The following is a 16,674-nucleotide window of genomic DNA, read 5'->3' as shown; positions in this document are numbered from 1 at the left end:
GCCGACAAGCTTGCTGCTTGAAGCTTACAGCTTGGAGCTTGAATGCAATGAGTCATCAATCCGATCTGATCAGCGAGGACATCCTCGCCTACCTGGCTCAGCACGAGCGTAAAGAACTGCTGCGTTTCCTCACCTGCGGCAACGTGGATGACGGCAAGAGCACCCTGATCGGGCGCCTGTTGCACGACTCCAAGATGATCTACGAGGACCACCTCGAGGCCATCACTCGCGATTCGAAAAAGTCTGGCACCACCGGCGAAGAGGTCGACCTGGCGCTGCTGGTAGACGGCCTGCAGGCCGAGCGTGAGCAGGGCATCACCATCGATGTCGCCTACCGCTATTTCTCCACCGCCAAGCGCAAGTTCATCATCGCCGACACCCCGGGCCACGAACAGTACACCCGCAACATGGCCACCGGCGCATCCACCTGTGACCTGGCGATCATCCTGGTCGATGCACGCTATGGCGTGCAGACCCAGACCCGCCGCCACAGCTACATCGCGTCGCTGCTGGGCATCAAGCACATCGTGGTCGCGGTCAACAAGATGGACCTGAAGGGCTTCGATGAAGGCGTCTTCGAGGCCATCAAGGCGGACTACCTGAAGTTTGCCGAAGCCATCAACCTGACCCCGAGCAGCCTGCACTTCGTGCCGATGTCGGCGCTCAAGGGTGACAACGTGGTCAACCACAGCGAACAATCGCCGTGGTACACCGGCCCGACCCTGATGGAAATCCTCGAAACCGTCGAAGTGTCGGCTGACCGCAATTTCACCGACCTGCGTTTCCCGGTGCAGTACGTCAACCGGCCTAACCTGAACTTCCGCGGTTTTGCCGGCACCCTCGCCAGCGGCGTGGTGCACAAGGGCGACGAAATTGTCGTGCTGCCGTCGGGCAAGAGCAGCCGGGTCAAGTCCATCGTCACCTATGAAGGTGAACTGGAAAGCGCCGGCCCAGGCCAGGCCGTGACCCTGACCATGGAAGATGAGATCGACATCTCCCGTGGCGACCTGCTGGTGCATGCCGACAACGTGCCGCCGGTCACTGACCAGTTCGACGCCATGCTGGTGTGGATGGCCGAAGAGCCGATGCTCCCGGGCAAGAAGTACGACATCAAGCGCGCCACCAGCTACGTGCCGGGCTCGATTGCCAGCATCACCCACAAGGTTGATGTGAACACCCTCGAGAAGGACGCCGCCAGCGCCCTGCAGCTGAACGAGATTGGCCGCGTCAAGGTATCCCTGGACAGCGCCATTGCCCTGGACGGTTACGACAGCAACCGCACAACCGGTGCGTTCATCGTCATCGACCGCCTCACCAACGGCACCGTCGGCGCCGGCATGATCATCGCCCAGCCAGTCTTGCCGCATGGCAGCACCGGCCAGCATGGCAAGCAGGCCCACGTGTCTACCGAGGAGCGCGCCCTGCGTTTCGGTCAGCAGCCAGCCACCGTGCTGTTCAGTGGCCTTTCTGGCGCCGGCAAGAGCACCCTGGCCTATGCCGTTGAGCGCAAGCTGTTCGACATGGGCCGTGCAGTGTACGTGCTCGACGGGCAGAACCTGCGCCACGACCTGAACAAGGGCCTGCCGCAGGACCGCGCTGGCCGCACCGAAAACTGGCGCCGTGCCGCCCATGTGGCGCGCCAGTTCAACGAAGCCGGCATGCTGACCCTGGCGGCGTTCGTTGCCCCGGATGCCGAAGGCCGCGAACAGGCCAAGGCGCTGATCGGCAAGGATCGCCTGGTAACGGTTTACGTCCAGGCGTCCCCACTGGTTTGCCGCGAGCGTGACCCACAGGGCCTGTACGCTGCCGGTGGCGACAACATCCCGGGCGAAAGCTTCCCGTTCGATGTGCCGCTGGATGCCGACCTGGTGATCGACACCCAGGCCACCAGCGTGGACGAAGGCGTTAAACAGGTGTTGGACGTACTGCGTCAGCGTGGTGCGATCTAAGGCTGGCCTGCACTACCAAAAACCCCGCTTCGGCGGGGTTTTTTTGTGCAGGTTGTCTCACGCCTGGTGATGCGCCAGGGGGGCGTGCTTGCCGTTCAGATGTGGTGTTCCGATACAGGAATTACCCGGCGCTCCTTCACCGCCTTGTACGAAAAACTCGAATAGATCTCCTTCACCCCCGGCAACCGCTGCAGCACCTCGCGGGTGAATTCGCCGAACGATTCCAGGTCCCTCGCCAGAATCTCCAGCAGAAAGTCGTAGCGCCCAGAGATGTTGTGGCAGGCGACGATTTCGGGAATTTCCATCAGCCGCTGCTCGAACGCCAGGGCCATGTCCTTGGTGTGCGAGTCCATCATGATGCTGACAAAAGCAGTGACGCCGAAGCCCAGTGACTTGGGCGAGAGCACGGCCTGGTAACCGGTGATGTAGCCGTTGTCCTCCAGCAGTTTGACGCGGCGCCAGCAGGGCGAGGTGGTCAGTGCCACCTGGTCGGCGAGTTCGGCAACGGTGAGGCGGGCGTTGTCCTGCAGGGCGGCCAGCAAGGCGCGGTCGGTGCGATCGAGGCTCGAAGGCATGTTTTGCCCTCCTGCTTGTTTGATTGTTGTTTTCTTTCCACCAAGCAGGCCGCTGCGTGGGCTATTTTGGAAAAATTCGGGCAGCTCGGTGGCATAAGCTTATAGCAAACCACAAGAGGCTGTTGCCATGCGCGACTCCCATAACAACACCGGTTTTTCCACGCGAGCCATCCACCACGGCTACGACCCGCTGTCCCATAGTGGCGCGCTGGTGCCGCCGGTTTACCAGACCGCCACCTATGCCTTTCCCACTGTTGAACACGGCGCAGCGTGCTTTGCCGGGGATGTAGCAGGGCATTTCTACAGCCGCATCTCCAACCCCACATTGGCGCTGTTGGAGGAGCGCATGGCTTCGCTGGAGGGTGGTGAGGCAGGCTTGGCGCTGGCGTCGGGGATGGGCGCGATTACCTCGACAATCTGGACCCTGCTGCGCCCCGGCGACGAACTGATCGTGGGGCATACCTTGTATGGGTGCACCTTTGCGTTTCTGCATCACGGCATTGGCCAGTTCGGGGTGAAGGTCCGTCACGTCGACCTCAATGACGCCAAGGCTTTAAGGGCGTCCATCACCCGCAAGACACGCATGATCTACTTTGAAACGCCAGCCAATCCCAACATGCAGCTGGTGGATATCGCGGCGGTCGCCGACGTGGCCCGTGGGCATGACTTGCATATCGTGGTCGACAACACCTATTGCACGCCCTACCTGCAGCGGCCATTGGCGTTGGGGGCGGACCTGGTGGTGCATTCGGCGACCAAGTACCTCAGTGGCCATGGTGATATCACCGCGGGGTTGGTAGTGGGGCGCAAGGCGCTGGTCGACCGTATTCGTCTGGAAGGGATGAAAGACATGACCGGGGCGGTGCTGTCCCCGCATGACGCGGCTTTATTGATGCGCGGGATCAAGACCCTTGCACTGCGCATGGACCGCCACTGCGCCAACGCACTGGAGGTGGCGCAGTTCCTGGCTCGGCAGCCTCAGGTCGAGCTTATCCACTACCCGGGCTTGCCATCGTTCGCCCAATACGAGCTGGCGCAGCGGCAGATGCGTTTGCCGGGCGGGATGATTGCTTTTGAGCTCAAGGGTGGCATCGAGGCCGGGCGCAGGTTCATGAACGCACTGCAGCTGTTTGCCCGGGCGGTTAGCCTGGGGGATGCCGAATCGTTGGCGCAGCACCCGGCGAGCATGACCCATTCCAGCTATACGCCAGAGGAGCGGGCGCATCACGGGATCTCGGAGGGGTTGGTGCGCTTGTCGGTGGGGTTGGAGGATGTGGAAGACCTGCTGGCGGATGTCGAGCAGGCATTGCAGGCTTGCAGCTAGGTTATTTGGGCTGGCCGTTCCATAGAACAGTACATAACTTACTTGATTTAGCAGGGACCTGTGGGAGCGGGCGTGCCCGCGAAGAATCCAGCGCGGTGGCTGGCACCGGCTACGCCGGTGTTCGCGGGCACGCCCGCTCCCACAGATATTGCGCAGATTTCAAATGCTTCGGCGTACCTGGGCTGCCCACAAAAAAGGCCTCTCGCGAGGCCTTCTTCATGTTCAGCGAATCAACGCTTGAGCCCGTAGCTCTCGTCGAGCATGCCCGGGGAATTCGGCACTTTTGGCGCATAATCGCGCGGCACTTCGGCGGTGTCCTTCGGTGGGGTCAGGCGATCACGGGGGCCATGCGCACCTTCGGAGTGCAGGGCGGCCAGCAGGCGCTGGCGGGTCAGTTCGTCCAGCGCCAGGGTGTTGGCACCGTCGGCCAGGTGGTCCTGGACATCCTGGTAGCTCTGGGTCAGCTTCTTGACCAGTACTGCAGTGCTGTTGAAGTGGGTAACCACTTCGTTCTGGTAGTTGTCGAAGCGTTTCTGCATTTCATCCAGCTGGCGCTGTGTGCTGCTGGGCGCGGCATTGGGCAGCAGGCGAGCCACGACGAAACCGACGACCACGCCAATGACCAGGGCCAAGGTCGGCAACAACCAAACAAGGAGCGAGAGTTCCACGAGTCCTTCCTCTATAAACGGCTTTGCTTTACGTTAACGGCTCAGACCTGCGCTGTATACCGCGAGCGATCGCAAATCAGAACAGAATTCCTCACCTAGACGAAACGACCCACCCCGAGGTCACGGAGTAGTGCCTTGCTTGTCCGCGAAACCCCCTTGTTCATCGATGGCCCCAGTGGCCAGTTGGAAGCCTTGTACCTGGACGTGGCCGATGCCCGCGGCGCGGTGCTGATCTGCCACCCCAACCCGGTTCAGGGCGGCACCATGCTCAACAAGGTGGTCTCGACCCTGCAGCGCACCGCCCGTGACGCCGGCTATGTGACCCTGCGGTTCAACTACCGGGGCGTTGGGCAGAGCGCTGGCAGCCACGACATGGGCGCAGGCGAAGTGGCCGATGCCGAGGCTGCTGCGGCCTGGCTGCGCGATAAGCACCGGCAATTGCCGCTGGTGCTGATGGGCTTCTCGTTCGGCGGCTTCGTTGCCACCAGCCTGGCTGGCCGCCTGGAGGCGGGCGGGGTGAGCCTGCAGCACTTGTTCATGATTGCCCCAGCGGTAATGCGCCTGACCGACGAATTCCCCCTGCCACAGCAATGCCCGATCACCGTGGTGCAGCCGGAGGCCGATGAAGTGGTCGCGCCGCAGCTGGTTTACGATTGGTCCGACAGCCTGTCGCGCCCCCATGAGCTGCTGAAAGTGGCAGAATGCGGACACTTCTTTCATGGCAAGCTGACCGATCTCAAGGATCTGCTGCTGCCGCGCCTTTCGAACTGAGCCAAGCCTGAATAAGCGAACACCCATGACCACGCGCATTCTTACCGGTATCACCACCACCGGCACTCCGCACCTGGGCAACTACGCCGGCGCCATCCGCCCGGCGATCCGTGCCAGCCAGCAGCCCGGTGTCGACTCGTTCTATTTCCTGGCCGACTATCACGCGCTGATCAAGTGCGACGACCCGCTGCGCATCCAGCGCTCGCGCCTGGAAATCGCCGCCACCTGGCTGGCCGGTGGCCTGGACGCCGACAAGGTGACCTTCTACCGCCAGTCCGATATTCCCGAAATCCCCGAGTTGACCTGGTTGCTGACCTGCGTTGCGGCCAAGGGCCTGCTCAACCGTGCACATGCGTACAAAGCCTCGGTGGACAAGAACGTGGAAGCCGGTGAAGACCCGGATGCCGGCGTGACCATGGGCTTGTTCAGCTACCCGGTGCTGATGGCGGCCGACATCCTTATGTTCAATGCCAACAAGGTGCCGGTGGGCCGCGACCAGATCCAGCACGTGGAAATGGCCCGGGACATCGGTCAGCGTTTCAACCACCTGTTCGGCCAAGGCAGGGACTTCTTCGCCCTGCCAGAGGCGGTGATCGAAGAAAGCGTGGCGACCCTGCCGGGCCTGGACGGGCGCAAGATGTCCAAGAGCTACGACAACACCATTCCGTTGTTCACCAGCGCCAAGGACATGAAAGACGCCATCTCGCGCATCGTGACCGATTCGCGTGCGCCTGGCGAAGCCAAGGACCCGGACACTTCGCACCTGTTCACCCTCTACCAGGCCTTCGCTACGCCAGAACAGTGCGCCGGGTTCCGCGACGAGTTGTTGCAGGGCCTGAGCTGGGGCGATGCCAAGCAGCGCCTGTTCCAGTTGCTGGACGGCCAGTTGGCGGAAAAACGCGAGCACTACCACCAGCTGATCGCGCGCCCGGCCGACCTTGAGGATATCCTGCTGGCGGGGGCCGCCAAGGCCCGCAAGATTGCCACCCCGTTCCTGGAGCAACTGCGCGAGGCGGTTGGCCTGCGCTCGTTCCGCAGCAGCGTGCAAACCAGTACCGAAGTGAAGAAAAAGGCCGCCAAGAGCGCGCGTTTCGTCAGCTTCCGTGATGAGGACGGCAGCTTCCGCTTCCGCCTGCTGGCCGCCGACGGTGAGCAACTGCTGTTGTCGCGCAGCTTTGCCGACGGCAAGAGTGCAGGTGCGGTGAGCAAGCAACTGCAGCAGGGTGCTGAGGCCGATGTGCGTGTGCAGGGCCTGGGTTTCGGCTTGTGGCTCAACGGTGAACAGGTTGCCGACGGGCCGCAGTTCGCCAGCGCTGAAGGGCGGGATGCAGCCATTCGAAGCCTGCACGAAGCCCTGGCCCCACAACAGGACTGAGGCAATTCGCCGCAACTCCAATTGCCATAAAGCGGGCCGGTCGCTACAGTGACGGCCCGTTTTTTGTTGCCTCGCTAACGAATCATGACTCCCTTAGAACGCTATCAAGCAGATCTGAAACGTCCCGACTTCTTCCATGACGCGGCGCAGGAAACTGCTGTGCGTCACCTGCAGCGCCTGTACGACGACCTGGTACAGGCGCAGAACAACAAGCCGGGGGTATTCGGCAAGCTGTTCGGCAAGAAGGAGCAGACCCCGGTCAAGGGCCTGTACTTCTGGGGTGGGGTAGGGCGGGGCAAGACCTACCTGGTCGATACCTTCTACGAGGCGCTGCCGTTCAAGCAGAAGATGCGCACCCACTTCCACCGCTTCATGAAGCGTGTGCACGAGGAAATGAAGACCCTCAAGGGTGAGAAGAACCCGCTGACCATCATTGCCAAGCGCTTCAGCGAAGAGGCCAAGGTGATCTGCTTCGACGAGTTCTTCGTCTCGGACATTACCGATGCGATGATCCTCGGCACCTTGATGGAAGAGCTGTTCAAGAACGGTGTGTCGCTGGTCGCCACCTCCAACATCGTGCCCGACGGCTTGTACAAGGATGGCCTGCAGCGCGCGCGTTTCCTGCCGGCCATCGCCATGATCAAGCAGTACACCGACGTGGTGAACGTCGACAGCGGCGTGGACTACCGCCTGCGTCATCTGGAGCAGGCCGAACTGTTCCACTACCCGCTCAATGAGGCAGCGCACGAAAGCATGCGTGCCAGCTTCAAGGCGCTGACCCCGGAATGCACCCAGGCGGTCGAAAATGACGTGCTGATGATCGAGAACCGCCCGATCAATGCCTTGCGTACGTGCGACGACGTTGCCTGGTTCGACTTCCGGGCATTGTGCGACGGGCCGCGTAGCCAGAACGACTACATCGAGCTGGGCAAGATCTTCCACGCGGTGCTGCTGAGCAATGTCGAGCAGATGGGGGTGACCACCGATGATATCGCGCGGCGTTTCATCAACATGGTGGACGAGTTCTACGACCGCAATGTCAAGCTGATCATCTCGGCCGAGGTGGAGCTAAAAGACCTGTACACCGGTGGGCGCCTGAGCTTCGAGTTCCAGCGTACCCTGAGCCGCTTGCTGGAGATGCAGTCGCACGAGTTCCTGTCTCGGGCGCACAAGCCTTAAGCATTTTGGGGCCGCTTTGCGGCCCATCGCGACGCAAGGCCGCTCCTACAGGATTCAGCGATTCACTGCTGTAGAAGCGGCCCTAATAAGCCCTCAAGCTTCCTGCATGAACTGCTGCCGGTACTGGTTCGGCGACAACTCGGTATGCTGGCGGAACAGCCGCGCAAAGAAACTGGCATCGTCGTAACCGACCTCGTAACTGATGGTCTTGATGCTCTTGCGCGTGCTCGACAACAACCCCTTGGCCGTTTCGATCCGCAGCCGTTGCAGGTAGTGCAGCGGCTTGTCGCCGGTCGCCCCCTGGAACCGGCGCATGAAGTTGCGGATGCTCATGCCGTGGTTGCGGGCCACATCCTCGAAGCGGAACTTGTCCGCGAAGTGCTCTTCCAGCCAGTGCTGGATCTGCAGGATGATCAGGTCCTGATGCAGCTTCTGCCCGCCAAACCCCATGCGCCCCGGCGTGTAGTTGCGCTGCACTTCGTAGAGGATGTCGCGCGACACCGCACGGGCCACATTGGCCCCGCAGAAACGCTCGATCAGATAGATGTACAGGTCACAGGCCGAAGTGGCGCCGCCAGCGCAATAGATGTTGTCGGCGTCGGTCAGGTGCTTGTCCTGGTTCAGGCGGATCTTCGGGAAGCGCTCGGCGAAGCTGCTGAAGAAGCGCCAGTAGGTGGTCGCCTCCTTGCCGTCGAGCAGGCCACTTTCGGCTAGCCAGAACACGCCACTGGCCTCCGCGCACAGCACCGCGCCGCGGGCGTGCTGGTTACGCAGCCACGGCAGCACCTGTGGGTAGCGTTGCAGCAGGTTGTCGAAGTCGTCCCAGTAGGCTGGCAGGATGATGACATCGGCGTCATCCAGGCCGCCGTCGACCGGTAGCTGTACATTGCTGAAGCTGTCCACGGGCAGGCCATCGGGGCTCACCAGGCGGATCTCGAACATGGGCTGCAAGCCCAGGCCCAGCTGCTTGCCGTAGCGCAGGCTGGCGAGGTGGAAGAAGTCCTTGGCCTGCATCAAGGTCGAAGCGAACACCTTGTCAATGGCCAGGATGCTGACGCGCCGCAGCGACGCGGGGGGTTGGGTAAACATCATTGTCATTGTTCTTATAGGGTAGAGTGGTCAATCACCGGCTGGATCGTCTTATTTTTTTGGTCGAGCTGCAAGCGTCAAGCTTCAAGCTACAAGCTACAAGCTACAAGCTTCAAGATAAAGCAGGTCAGCATGCGGATTGCTCTGTCTTGTAGCTTGTAGCTTGAAGCTTGTAGCTCTGATCAAGGTGCCGGGTTCGGCTGCGCCTGGTGAATGGCTTCGATCGCCGCCAGCAGCTCGTCGCTCAGGTGCAGCTCGGCGCTGGCCAGGTTGCTGTCCAGTTGCTGCAGGCTGGTAGCGCCAATGATGTTGCTGGTCACGAACGGCTGGCCCGTCACGAATGCCAGGGCCATCTGCGCCGGGTCCAGGCCGTGTTCGCGGGCCAGCTGCACGTAGCGGCTGCAGGCGGCCACGGTCTGCGGGTTGGAGTAGCGGGCAAAGCGGCTGAACAGGGTCAGGCGGGCGTTTTCCGGCCGAGCGCCGTTCTCGTACTTGCCCGACAGCATGCCGAATGCCAGCGGCGAGTACGCCAGCAAACCGCATTGCTCGCGAATGGCGACTTCCGCCAGGCCCACCTCGAAGCTGCGGTTGAGCAGGTTGTACGGGTTCTGGATCGATACCGCCCGTGGCCAGCCCCGGCTTTCGGCCAGTTGCAGGAATTTCATGGTGCCCCACGGCGTTTCGTTGGACAGGCCAACATGACGGATCTTGCCGGCCCGTACCTGGTCGTCCAGCACTTCCAGCGTTTCTTCCAGCGGCGTGAAGTGATCGTGCGGCAGGTGCTGGTACCCCAGTTTGCCGAAGAAATTGGTGCTGCGTTCCGGCCAGTGCAGCTGGTACAGGTCGATGCGATCGGTCTGCAGGCGCTTGAGGCTCTCGTCCAGCGCCGCGACGATGTGCTGGCGGTTGTGCTTGAGCTGGCCATCGCGGATGTGGCTGATGCCGTTGCCGGGGCCGGCAACCTTGCTGGCCAGCACCCAGTCATCACGGTCACCGTTGGCCCTGAACCAGTTGCCGATGATGCGCTCGGTAGCGGCGTAGGTTTCCGCACGTGGGGGCACCGGGTACATTTCGGCCGTGTCGATGAAGTTGATCCCCGCGGCCTTGGCCCGGGCAATTTGGCCGAAAGCCTCTTCCTGGTCGTTCTGCTCGCCCCAGGTCATGGTGCCCAGGCACAGGGCGCTGACGTTGAGGTCGGTTCGGCCGAGCTGGCGGTATTCCATCGGGTAAACACTCCTTGGCAATGGAAGCTCATCAAAGCAGGTTGAAATTTTTCGCGCAATCTGGATAATTCAGCCCCTCTCCGCGTGGCGGAAGTGATGCACCATCACGCAGGAAGAACCCCGTCGAATATTGGCGTGCCCGACCCGAGCCCCCAAAAGCGTCAGTGTTCGGCTGCGCGCTTGCCCTTGGCAAGCTGTGCACTATCCAGTAAGATTCGCCGTCTATTTTTCGCTGGGCGGCCTCTGAGGCTTTAGAGAATGAAAACTTTTACTGCTAAACCGGAAACAGTAAAGCGCGAGTGGTTCGTAGTCGACGCCGCTGGCCAGACCCTGGGTCGTCTGGCTACCGAAATCGCTACCCGTCTGCGTGGCAAACACAAACCAGAATACACCCCTCACGTTGACACCGGCGACTACATCGTCGTTATCAACGCTGAACAGGTTCGTGTGACTGGTGCCAAGTCTTCCGACAAGATGTACTACTCCCACTCCGGTTTCCCGGGCGGTATCAAGGAAATCAACTTCGAGAAGTTGATCGCCAAGGCCCCTGAGCGTGTTATCGAAACCGCGGTCAAAGGCATGCTGCCTAAGAACCCGCTGGGTCGCGACATGTACCGTAAGCTGAAAGTGTACGCGGGTGCTGCTCACCCACACACTGCTCAGCAGCCTCAAGAACTGAAGATCTAACGGGATAGTTCATTATGTCGGCGACTCAAAATTACGGCACTGGCCGTCGCAAGACCGCAACCGCTCGCGTATTCCTGCGTCCGGGTACTGGTAACATCTCCATCAACAACCGTTCTCTGGACGTGTTCTTCGGTCGCGAAACCGCTCGCATGGTTGTTCGTCAGCCGCTCGAGCTGACCGAAACCGTTGAGAAGTTCGACATCTACGTCACCGTTTCCGGTGGTGGTGTCAGCGGTCAGGCCGGTGCGATCCGTCACGGTATCACCCGCGCCCTGATGGAATACGACGAAACCCTGCGTGGCGCTCTGCGTCGTGCTGGCTACGTCACCCGCGACGCTCGTGAAGTCGAGCGTAAGAAAGTGGGTCTGCGTAAAGCGCGTAAGCGTCCTCAGTACTCCAAGCGTTAATACCGCTTCGGCAGTCGAAAAGAGCCCGGTTCCTTGGAACCGGGCTTTTTTTTTGCCTTGAACTAACCTGTCAGCATGTCTGTGGCCGCTCGTCGCATAGACGCAGATCAAGCAAAGCGCTGGTAGTGGGCCCTTGCCCGGCTAATCCCTTGTCAGTGTGTGGATTTGTTTCTTACCATGGCGACCAAATTTTAGTGCCACAGACACAACCTAAGTACAGGCCTGGTTCAACAGGCCAAGCAAGCTGATGGGAGAGGACTGAATGAGCAATGACGGCGTCAACGCAGGCCGGCGCCGCTTCCTCGTAGCCGCGACATCCGTGGTCGGGGCAGCGGGAGCAGTGGGGGCTGCGGTACCGTTCGTGGGGTCATGGTTTCCCAGTGCCAAGGCGAAAGCCGCGGGAGCACCGGTGAAGGTCAATATCGCCAAGGTCGAGGCCGGGCAGCAGATGGTAGCCGAGTGGCGAGGCCAGCCGGTGTTCATCGTCAGGCGCACCGAGGAGATCCTCGGTAACCTGAAGAAAATTACCGGCGAATTGTCTGATCCCGATTCCAAATCTTCGGTGCAGCCGACCTATGTCGACCCCGAAGTCCGCTCCATCAAGCCGGAAATCCTCATTCTCGTCGGCCTGTGCACGCACCTGGGCTGCTCGCCCACCTTCCGCCCGGAGGTTGCGCCAGCCGACCTGGGCCCTAAATGGGTGGGTGGCTACTTCTGCCCGTGCCACGGCTCCCACTACGACCTGGCTGGGCGTGTCTACAAGTCGCAGCCGGCGCCACTCAACCTGCCCGTACCGCCGCACTCGTACGAGTCGGACGATATCATCGTCATCGGCGTCGACCAGGAGAAAGCATGATGAGCAAGTTCATGGACTGGATTGATGCTCGCTTCCCCGCGACCAAGATGTGGGAAGATCACCTGAGCAAGTATTACGCGCCCAAGAACTTCAACTTCCTGTATTTCTTTGGCTCCCTGGCATTACTGGTGCTGGTCAACCAGATCGTCACCGGTGTGTGGCTGACCATGAGCTTCACGCCCTCGGCAGAAGAGGCATTCGCCTCGGTCGAGTACATCATGCGTGACGTCGAATACGGCTGGATTCTGCGCTACCTGCACTCCACGGGTGCTTCGGCGTTCTTCATCGTGGTTTACCTGCACATGTTCCGCGGCCTGCTCTACGGCTCCTACCAGAAGCCCCGCGAGCTGGTCTGGCTGTTCGGCATGTTGATCTACCTGGCGCTGATGGCCGAGGCCTTCATGGGCTACCTGCTGCCGTGGGGCCAGATGTCCTACTGGGGTGCCCAGGTCATCATTTCGCTGTTCGGTGCCATCCCGGTGATTGGTGGCGACCTCACCCAATGGATTCGTGGTGACTACCTGATCTCCGGCATTACCCTGAACCGCTTCTTCGCCCTGCATGTGGTCGCCCTGCCTATCGTCATCCTCGGCCTGGTGGTGCTGCACATTCTTGCCCTGCACGAAGTGGGTTCGAACAACCCCGATGGCATCGACATCAAGAAGAACAAGGACGAAAACGGCATTCCGCTCGATGGCATTCCGTTCCACCCGTACTACACCGTCAAGGATATTGTCGGCGTGGTGGTGTTCCTCTTCGTGTTCTGTGCGGTGGTGTTCTTCTTCCCGGAAATGGGCGGTTACTTCCTGGAAAAGCCGAACTTCGAGCAGGCCAACGCCTTCAAGACGCCGGAGCATATTGCCCCTGTGTGGTACTTCACACCGTTCTACGCCATCTTGCGTGCGGTGCCTGACAAGTTGATGGGTGTGATCGCCATGGGGGCGGCGATTGCGGTGCTGTTCGTACTGCCCTGGCTCGATCGCAGCCCGGTGCGTTCCATGCGTTACAAAGGCTGGATCAGCAAGCTCTTCCTGCTGGTGTTCTGCGTGGCCTTCGTCATCCTCGGCGTGCTGGGCGTGCTGGCACCGACACCTGGGCGCACGCTGTTGTCGCAGGTGTGCACGGTGCTGTACTTCGCCTACTTCCTGTTGATGCCGTTCTACACAAGGCTCGAGAAGACCAAACCGGTTCCGGAAAGGGTGACTGGCTGATGAAAAAGTTGATTGCAGTATTTTTGCTGGCACTGATGCCTGCCTTTTGCTTCGCTGCCGAACACGGGCTGGAACTGGACAAGGTCGATATCGACCTGACCGACAAGGCCGCCATGCAGGACGGCGCGCGGACGTTCGCCAACTATTGCATGGGCTGCCACAGTGCCAAGTTCCAACGCTACGAGCGTGTGGCCGATGACTTGGGCATCCCCCACGAGCTGATGCTCGAAAAGCTGGTGTTTACCGGGGCCAAGATCGGTGATCACATGCAGATCGGCATGAAGCCAGATGACGCCAAGACCTGGTTCGGTGCCGCGCCGCCCGACCTGACCCTGGTGGCCAGGGTACGTGGTACCGATTGGCTGTACACCTACCTGCGCAGTTTCTACGAGGACCCCTCGCGGCCTTATGGGGTGAACAACAAGGTGTTCCCGAACGTCGGCATGCCCAACGTGCTGGTCGGCCTGCAGGGCAACCAGGTGATTGGCTGCAAGCAGGTGCAGACGGTGACCGATGGGAAGAAGCAATTCGACCCGTTGACCGGTAGCCCGATTACCCATGAAGCCTGTGACCAGCTGACCGTTACGCCGAAATCCGGTACCCTGACCGCCGAGCAGTTCGACGAGAAGGTCAAGAACCTGGTGACCTTCCTGGCCTATTCGGCCAACCCGGTCAAACTGGAAAGCCAGCGCATCGGTACCTATGTGTTGCTGTACCTGGCTTTCTTCTTCGTATTCGCCTATTTGCTCAAGCGTGAATACTGGAAGGACGTGCACTGATCACGCAGTAATTTCTGGTTGTTGAACGCGCCCGGGGCGCCTGGCAGAAATGCCAGGATGCCCCGGGCGCGTTTTCATTTAAAGTTGCACAGCATCTCGTGCGAGGAGCCGCTACATGGGCGCAACCAACAGGTTAGCCTGCTATTCCGACCCCGCTGACCATTATTCTCATCGGGTACGCCTGGTGCTGGCCGAGAAGGGTGTCAGCGTGCAGGTCATCGATGTCGATCCGGCGCGCCTGCCGCCCAGGCTGGCCGAGGTCAACCCGTATGGCAGTGTGCCGACCCTGGTCGACCGTGACCTGGCGTTGTATGAATCGACCGTGGTGATGGAATACCTCGAGGAGCGTTACCCGCACCCGCCGCTGATGCCCGTATACCCGGTTGCGCGCGGCAACAGCCGTTTGCTGATACACCGCATTCAGCGCGACTGGTGTGCTCTTGCCGATAGCGTGCTCGATTCGCGCAGCAGCGAGGCTGCCCGAAGTGAAGCGCGCAAGGCCCTGCGCGAAAGCCTGACCGGTGTTTCGCCATTGTTCAATGAGTTCGCCTGTTTCATGAGCGATGAGCAAAGCCTGGTCGATTGTTGTCTACTGCCCATACTCTGGCGCCTGCCAGTGTTGGGCATCGAGTTGCCCCGGCAAGCGAAACCGCTGCTGGATTACATGGAGCGCCAGTTCGCCCGCGAGCCATTCCAGGCGAGCCTGTCCTCTGTAGAACGTGAAATGCGTAAGCTTTAAGGAGCCGTTGATGAACTCCAGTCGCCCCTATCTGGTTCGAGCACTGTACGAGTGGATCGTCGACAACGATTGCACGCCCCATATGCTGGTCAATGCCGAATACGCAAAGGTGCAGGTACCGGATGGTTTCGCCAATGATGGCCAGATTGTCCTGAATATTTCGCCAAGTGCTGTGCGCAACCTGCACATGGATAACGACGCGGTCAGTTTCGAGGGCCGTTTCAGTGGCGTGACCCATTCGCTGTTCGTGCCGGTTGGCGCCATCCTGGGCATCTACGCCCGCGAAAATGGCCAAGGCATGGTCTTCGAGCTGGAGCAGCCGCTGACGGATGGCGATGACCTGGAAGACGATGATGTGCAGCCGGATGACGATGGCCCGCCAGAAGGTGGTGGCCAGCCGCCGCGCCCGACTGGTCGACCAAGCCTGAAAGTGGTCAAGTAATAAAAAAGGCGACCTTGTAGGGTTAATGCCAGCAGTTAAGTAATTTGGGGCCGCTTTGCGACCCTTCGCGGGCACGCCCGCTCCCACAGGGGATCGCGTGTAGGAGCGGGCGTGCCCGCGAAGGGCTGCAAAGCAGCCCCATTAACGCTTAACTGACAGGCATCAACCTTGAAGGGTCGCCTTTTTTAGGCCGGGATTGTTGCCTTTCCGGCCCAGGGTTCTTCAGTCGATGTACTCGAAGAGTTTGACGATTTTTTGCACACCCGATACGCCCTGCACTACGGCAGTGGCGGAATTGGCCTCCTGCTGGGTCACCAGGCCGAGCAGGTAGACGATGCCGTTCTCGGTAATGACCTTGATTCGCGAACTGGGCACGGCGCTGTCGGTCAGCATCTGGGTCTTGATCTTGGTGGTCAGCCAGGCATCGTTGTTGCGCGCCAGAATCGAAGACGGCTGCATGACCTGCAGCTCGTTGTGCACCTTTTTCACCCGTTGAACCTGGCTGGCGGTTTGCTCGGCAAGGCTCTTGAGGTCGGCGCGTGGGGTTTGGCCAGCGAGCAGGACGATACCGTTGTAGCTGCTGACGACGATGTGCGAGCCCTTGTCCAGGTCCGGGTTGGCCTTGGAGATGTTGACCGCGGCTTTGGTTTCGATCAGCGAGTCGTCGATCTTGCTGCCGATGGTGCGCGTGCCGCGGTCGTCTTCAATGGGCGAATTGCGGGCAGAGGTAAGTACCGAGCTGCAGCCGGTAACGCTCAGGCACAGAGTCAGGGCCAGCAGGCCAAGGCGCATAGGGGTCATTCTTCACTCCCGAACAGTTGGCTGTCGATCAGGTCGCACAGGCAGTGGATCGCCAGCAGGTGGACTTCCTGGATGCGCGCCGTCACTGTCGAAGGTACGCGGATTTCCACGTCCTCTGGCAGCAGCAGCGAGGCCATGCCGCCGCCGTCGCGCCCCGTCATTGCTACGACAATCATTTCGCGGTCATGCGCGGCCTGGATCGCCTGGATCACGTTGGCCGAGTTACCGCTGGTGGAGATCGCCAGCAGAACATCGCCCGGTTGGCCCAGTGCGCGGATCTGCTTGGAAAAGACTTCGTTATAGCTATAGTCATTGGCGATCGACGTCAGGGTCGAACTGTCGGTGGTCAAGGCGATGGCCGGCAAACTCGGGCGTTCGCGCTCGAAGCGGTTGAGCAGTTCCGAGGAAAAGTGCTGGGCGTCGCCGGCCGAGCCGCCGTTGCCACAGGCGAGCATCTTGCCCTCATTGAGCAGCGCATTGACCATGACCAGGCTGGCCTGCTCGATGTGCGGTGCCAGGATGTCCATCGCCTGTTGCTTGGTTTCGATGCTGGCCTGGAACAGCCGGCGAATTCGGGATTGCATGTCCATCTGGTGACC

At 60.7% G+C, this 16,674-nt stretch carries 18 protein-coding genes; 12 read left to right on the top strand and 6 right to left on the bottom strand.

The genetic code is table 11. From position 1 onward, the window contains the following. Positions 1-47 precede the first annotated feature (47 nt). Positions 48-1,949 (top strand): sulfate adenylyltransferase subunit CysN, encoded by a 1,902-nt coding sequence (gene cysN, locus FPB55_RS21205; RefSeq protein ID WP_009684444.1) that lies wholly within the window; start codon positions 48-50, stop codon positions 1,947-1,949. Positions 1,950-2,044: 95 nt separating this feature from the next. Here the strand turns inward: cysN and FPB55_RS21200 are convergent, their stop codons facing one another. After that, positions 2,045-2,524, bottom strand: coding sequence for an Lrp/AsnC family transcriptional regulator (locus FPB55_RS21200; protein ID WP_009684443.1), 480 nt, complete (start codon positions 2,522-2,524; stop codon positions 2,045-2,047). A 127-nt stretch (positions 2,525-2,651) separates the two neighbouring features. On the opposite strand from FPB55_RS21200, the gene FPB55_RS21195 reads away from it, so the two are divergent. Beyond that, positions 2,652-3,848, top strand: coding sequence for a methionine gamma-lyase (locus FPB55_RS21195; RefSeq protein WP_125854467.1), 1,197 nt, complete (start codon positions 2,652-2,654; stop codon positions 3,846-3,848). A gap of 230 nt (positions 3,849-4,078) precedes the next feature. Here the strand turns inward: FPB55_RS21195 and FPB55_RS21190 are convergent, their stop codons facing one another. After that, positions 4,079-4,516 carry a DUF1043 family protein gene (locus FPB55_RS21190; protein ID WP_009684440.1) on the bottom strand — a complete coding sequence of 146 codons (438 nt, stop codon included), beginning with the start codon at positions 4,514-4,516 and terminating at the stop codon, positions 4,079-4,081. Between the two features lie 135 nt (positions 4,517-4,651). On the opposite strand from FPB55_RS21190, the gene FPB55_RS21185 reads away from it, so the two are divergent. The 3 genes from FPB55_RS21185 to zapE all read left to right on the top strand — a co-directional run bounded on the left by FPB55_RS21185 (position 4,652) and on the right by zapE (position 7,841). After that, complete coding sequence (locus tag FPB55_RS21185) at positions 4,652-5,287, top strand: alpha/beta fold hydrolase (protein ID WP_009684439.1); 636 nt, start codon at positions 4,652-4,654, stop codon at positions 5,285-5,287. A 25-nt stretch (positions 5,288-5,312) separates the two neighbouring features. Continuing rightward, entirely contained in the window at positions 5,313-6,662 is a 1,350-nt protein-coding gene (locus FPB55_RS21180; protein WP_125854468.1) for a tryptophan--tRNA ligase, read from the top strand. An 84-nt stretch (positions 6,663-6,746) separates the two neighbouring features. Beyond that, on the top strand, positions 6,747-7,841 hold the full coding sequence (gene zapE, locus FPB55_RS21175) for a cell division protein ZapE (protein ID WP_029886538.1): 1,095 nt from the start codon (positions 6,747-6,749) through the stop codon (positions 7,839-7,841). Between the two features lie 93 nt (positions 7,842-7,934). On the opposite strand, the gene FPB55_RS21170 is transcribed toward zapE, so the two are convergent. Next, entirely contained in the window at positions 7,935-8,855 is a 921-nt protein-coding gene (locus FPB55_RS21170) for a GlxA family transcriptional regulator (RefSeq protein WP_172828420.1), read from the bottom strand. A gap of 257 nt (positions 8,856-9,112) precedes the next feature. Continuing rightward, positions 9,113-10,153 carry an NADP(H)-dependent aldo-keto reductase gene (locus FPB55_RS21165; RefSeq protein WP_009684435.1) on the bottom strand — a complete coding sequence of 347 codons (1,041 nt, stop codon included), beginning with the start codon at positions 10,151-10,153 and terminating at the stop codon, positions 9,113-9,115. Positions 10,154-10,411: 258 nt separating this feature from the next. On the opposite strand from FPB55_RS21165, the gene rplM reads away from it, so the two are divergent. From rplM to FPB55_RS21130, 7 genes are all read left to right on the top strand, one after another. Further along, positions 10,412-10,840, top strand: coding sequence for a 50S ribosomal protein L13 (gene rplM / locus FPB55_RS21160; protein WP_003251819.1), 429 nt, complete (start codon positions 10,412-10,414; stop codon positions 10,838-10,840). Positions 10,841-10,854: 14 nt separating this feature from the next. Continuing rightward, positions 10,855-11,247, top strand: a complete 393-nt coding sequence (gene rpsI / locus FPB55_RS21155; RefSeq protein WP_003260797.1) for a 30S ribosomal protein S9 — start codon at positions 10,855-10,857, stop codon at positions 11,245-11,247. Positions 11,248-11,509: 262 nt separating this feature from the next. Next, positions 11,510-12,103, top strand: coding sequence for a ubiquinol-cytochrome c reductase iron-sulfur subunit (petA, locus tag FPB55_RS21150; RefSeq protein ID WP_009684434.1), 594 nt, complete (start codon positions 11,510-11,512; stop codon positions 12,101-12,103). Further along, positions 12,103-13,314, top strand: a complete 1,212-nt coding sequence (locus FPB55_RS21145) for a cytochrome bc complex cytochrome b subunit (RefSeq protein WP_029886541.1) — start codon at positions 12,103-12,105, stop codon at positions 13,312-13,314. The genes petA and FPB55_RS21145 overlap by 1 nt, the downstream gene beginning before the upstream one ends. Next, complete coding sequence (locus FPB55_RS21140; RefSeq protein ID WP_009684432.1) at positions 13,314-14,093, top strand: cytochrome c1; 780 nt, start codon at positions 13,314-13,316, stop codon at positions 14,091-14,093. The genes FPB55_RS21145 and FPB55_RS21140 overlap by 1 nt, the downstream gene beginning before the upstream one ends. Positions 14,094-14,208: 115 nt before the next feature. Further along, on the top strand, positions 14,209-14,832 hold the full coding sequence (locus tag FPB55_RS21135; protein ID WP_009684431.1) for a glutathione S-transferase N-terminal domain-containing protein: 624 nt from the start codon (positions 14,209-14,211) through the stop codon (positions 14,830-14,832). Positions 14,833-14,842: 10 nt separating this feature from the next. Beyond that, positions 14,843-15,274 (top strand): ClpXP protease specificity-enhancing factor, encoded by a 432-nt coding sequence (locus FPB55_RS21130; RefSeq protein ID WP_054913250.1) that lies wholly within the window; start codon positions 14,843-14,845, stop codon positions 15,272-15,274. A gap of 222 nt (positions 15,275-15,496) precedes the next feature. Here the strand turns inward: FPB55_RS21130 and FPB55_RS21120 are convergent, their stop codons facing one another. Beyond that, the gene (locus FPB55_RS21120; RefSeq protein ID WP_009684429.1) at positions 15,497-16,075 is read right to left on the bottom strand and encodes a BON domain-containing protein; all 579 of its coding nucleotides are present in this window, start codon (positions 16,073-16,075) and stop codon (positions 15,497-15,499) included. After that, positions 16,072-16,665, bottom strand: a complete 594-nt coding sequence (locus FPB55_RS21115) for a phosphoheptose isomerase (RefSeq protein ID WP_029887793.1) — start codon at positions 16,663-16,665, stop codon at positions 16,072-16,074. The genes FPB55_RS21120 and FPB55_RS21115 overlap by 4 nt, the downstream gene beginning before the upstream one ends. Positions 16,666-16,674 lie beyond the last annotated feature (9 nt).

The organism is Pseudomonas sp. BJP69 (assembly GCF_007633355.1).
GTDB classification, from domain to species: Bacteria; Pseudomonadota; Gammaproteobacteria; order Pseudomonadales; family Pseudomonadaceae; genus Aquipseudomonas; species Aquipseudomonas juntendi.
The sequence above is the reverse complement of the archived record's forward strand: the minus strand, read 5'-3'. Positions and strand labels throughout refer to the sequence as shown.

Coding starts and splice junctions, on each gene's coding strand:
- cysN (WP_009684444.1), top strand. CDS start 48: ATGAGTCATCAATCCGATCTGATCAGCGAGGACATCCTCGCCTACCTG.
- FPB55_RS21200 (WP_009684443.1), bottom strand. CDS start 2,524: ATGCCTTCGAGCCTCGATCGCACCGACCGCGCCTTGCTGGCCGCCCTG.
- FPB55_RS21195 (WP_125854467.1), top strand. CDS start 2,652: ATGCGCGACTCCCATAACAACACCGGTTTTTCCACGCGAGCCATCCAC.
- FPB55_RS21180 (WP_125854468.1), top strand. CDS start 5,313: ATGACCACGCGCATTCTTACCGGTATCACCACCACCGGCACTCCGCAC.
- zapE (WP_029886538.1), top strand. CDS start 6,747: ATGACTCCCTTAGAACGCTATCAAGCAGATCTGAAACGTCCCGACTTC.
- FPB55_RS21170 (WP_172828420.1), bottom strand. CDS start 8,855: ATGCAGGCCAAGGACTTCTTCCACCTCGCCAGCCTGCGCTACGGCAAG.
- FPB55_RS21165 (WP_009684435.1), bottom strand. CDS start 10,153: ATGGAATACCGCCAGCTCGGCCGAACCGACCTCAACGTCAGCGCCCTG.
- rplM (WP_003251819.1), top strand. CDS start 10,412: ATGAAAACTTTTACTGCTAAACCGGAAACAGTAAAGCGCGAGTGGTTC.
- rpsI (WP_003260797.1), top strand. CDS start 10,855: ATGTCGGCGACTCAAAATTACGGCACTGGCCGTCGCAAGACCGCAACC.
- petA (WP_009684434.1), top strand. CDS start 11,510: ATGAGCAATGACGGCGTCAACGCAGGCCGGCGCCGCTTCCTCGTAGCC.
- FPB55_RS21145 (WP_029886541.1), top strand. CDS start 12,103: ATGAGCAAGTTCATGGACTGGATTGATGCTCGCTTCCCCGCGACCAAG.
- FPB55_RS21140 (WP_009684432.1), top strand. CDS start 13,314: ATGAAAAAGTTGATTGCAGTATTTTTGCTGGCACTGATGCCTGCCTTT.
- FPB55_RS21135 (WP_009684431.1), top strand. CDS start 14,209: ATGGGCGCAACCAACAGGTTAGCCTGCTATTCCGACCCCGCTGACCAT.
- FPB55_RS21130 (WP_054913250.1), top strand. CDS start 14,843: ATGAACTCCAGTCGCCCCTATCTGGTTCGAGCACTGTACGAGTGGATC.
- FPB55_RS21120 (WP_009684429.1), bottom strand. CDS start 16,075: ATGACCCCTATGCGCCTTGGCCTGCTGGCCCTGACTCTGTGCCTGAGC.
- FPB55_RS21115 (WP_029887793.1), bottom strand. CDS start 16,665: ATGGACATGCAATCCCGAATTCGCCGGCTGTTCCAGGCCAGCATCGAA.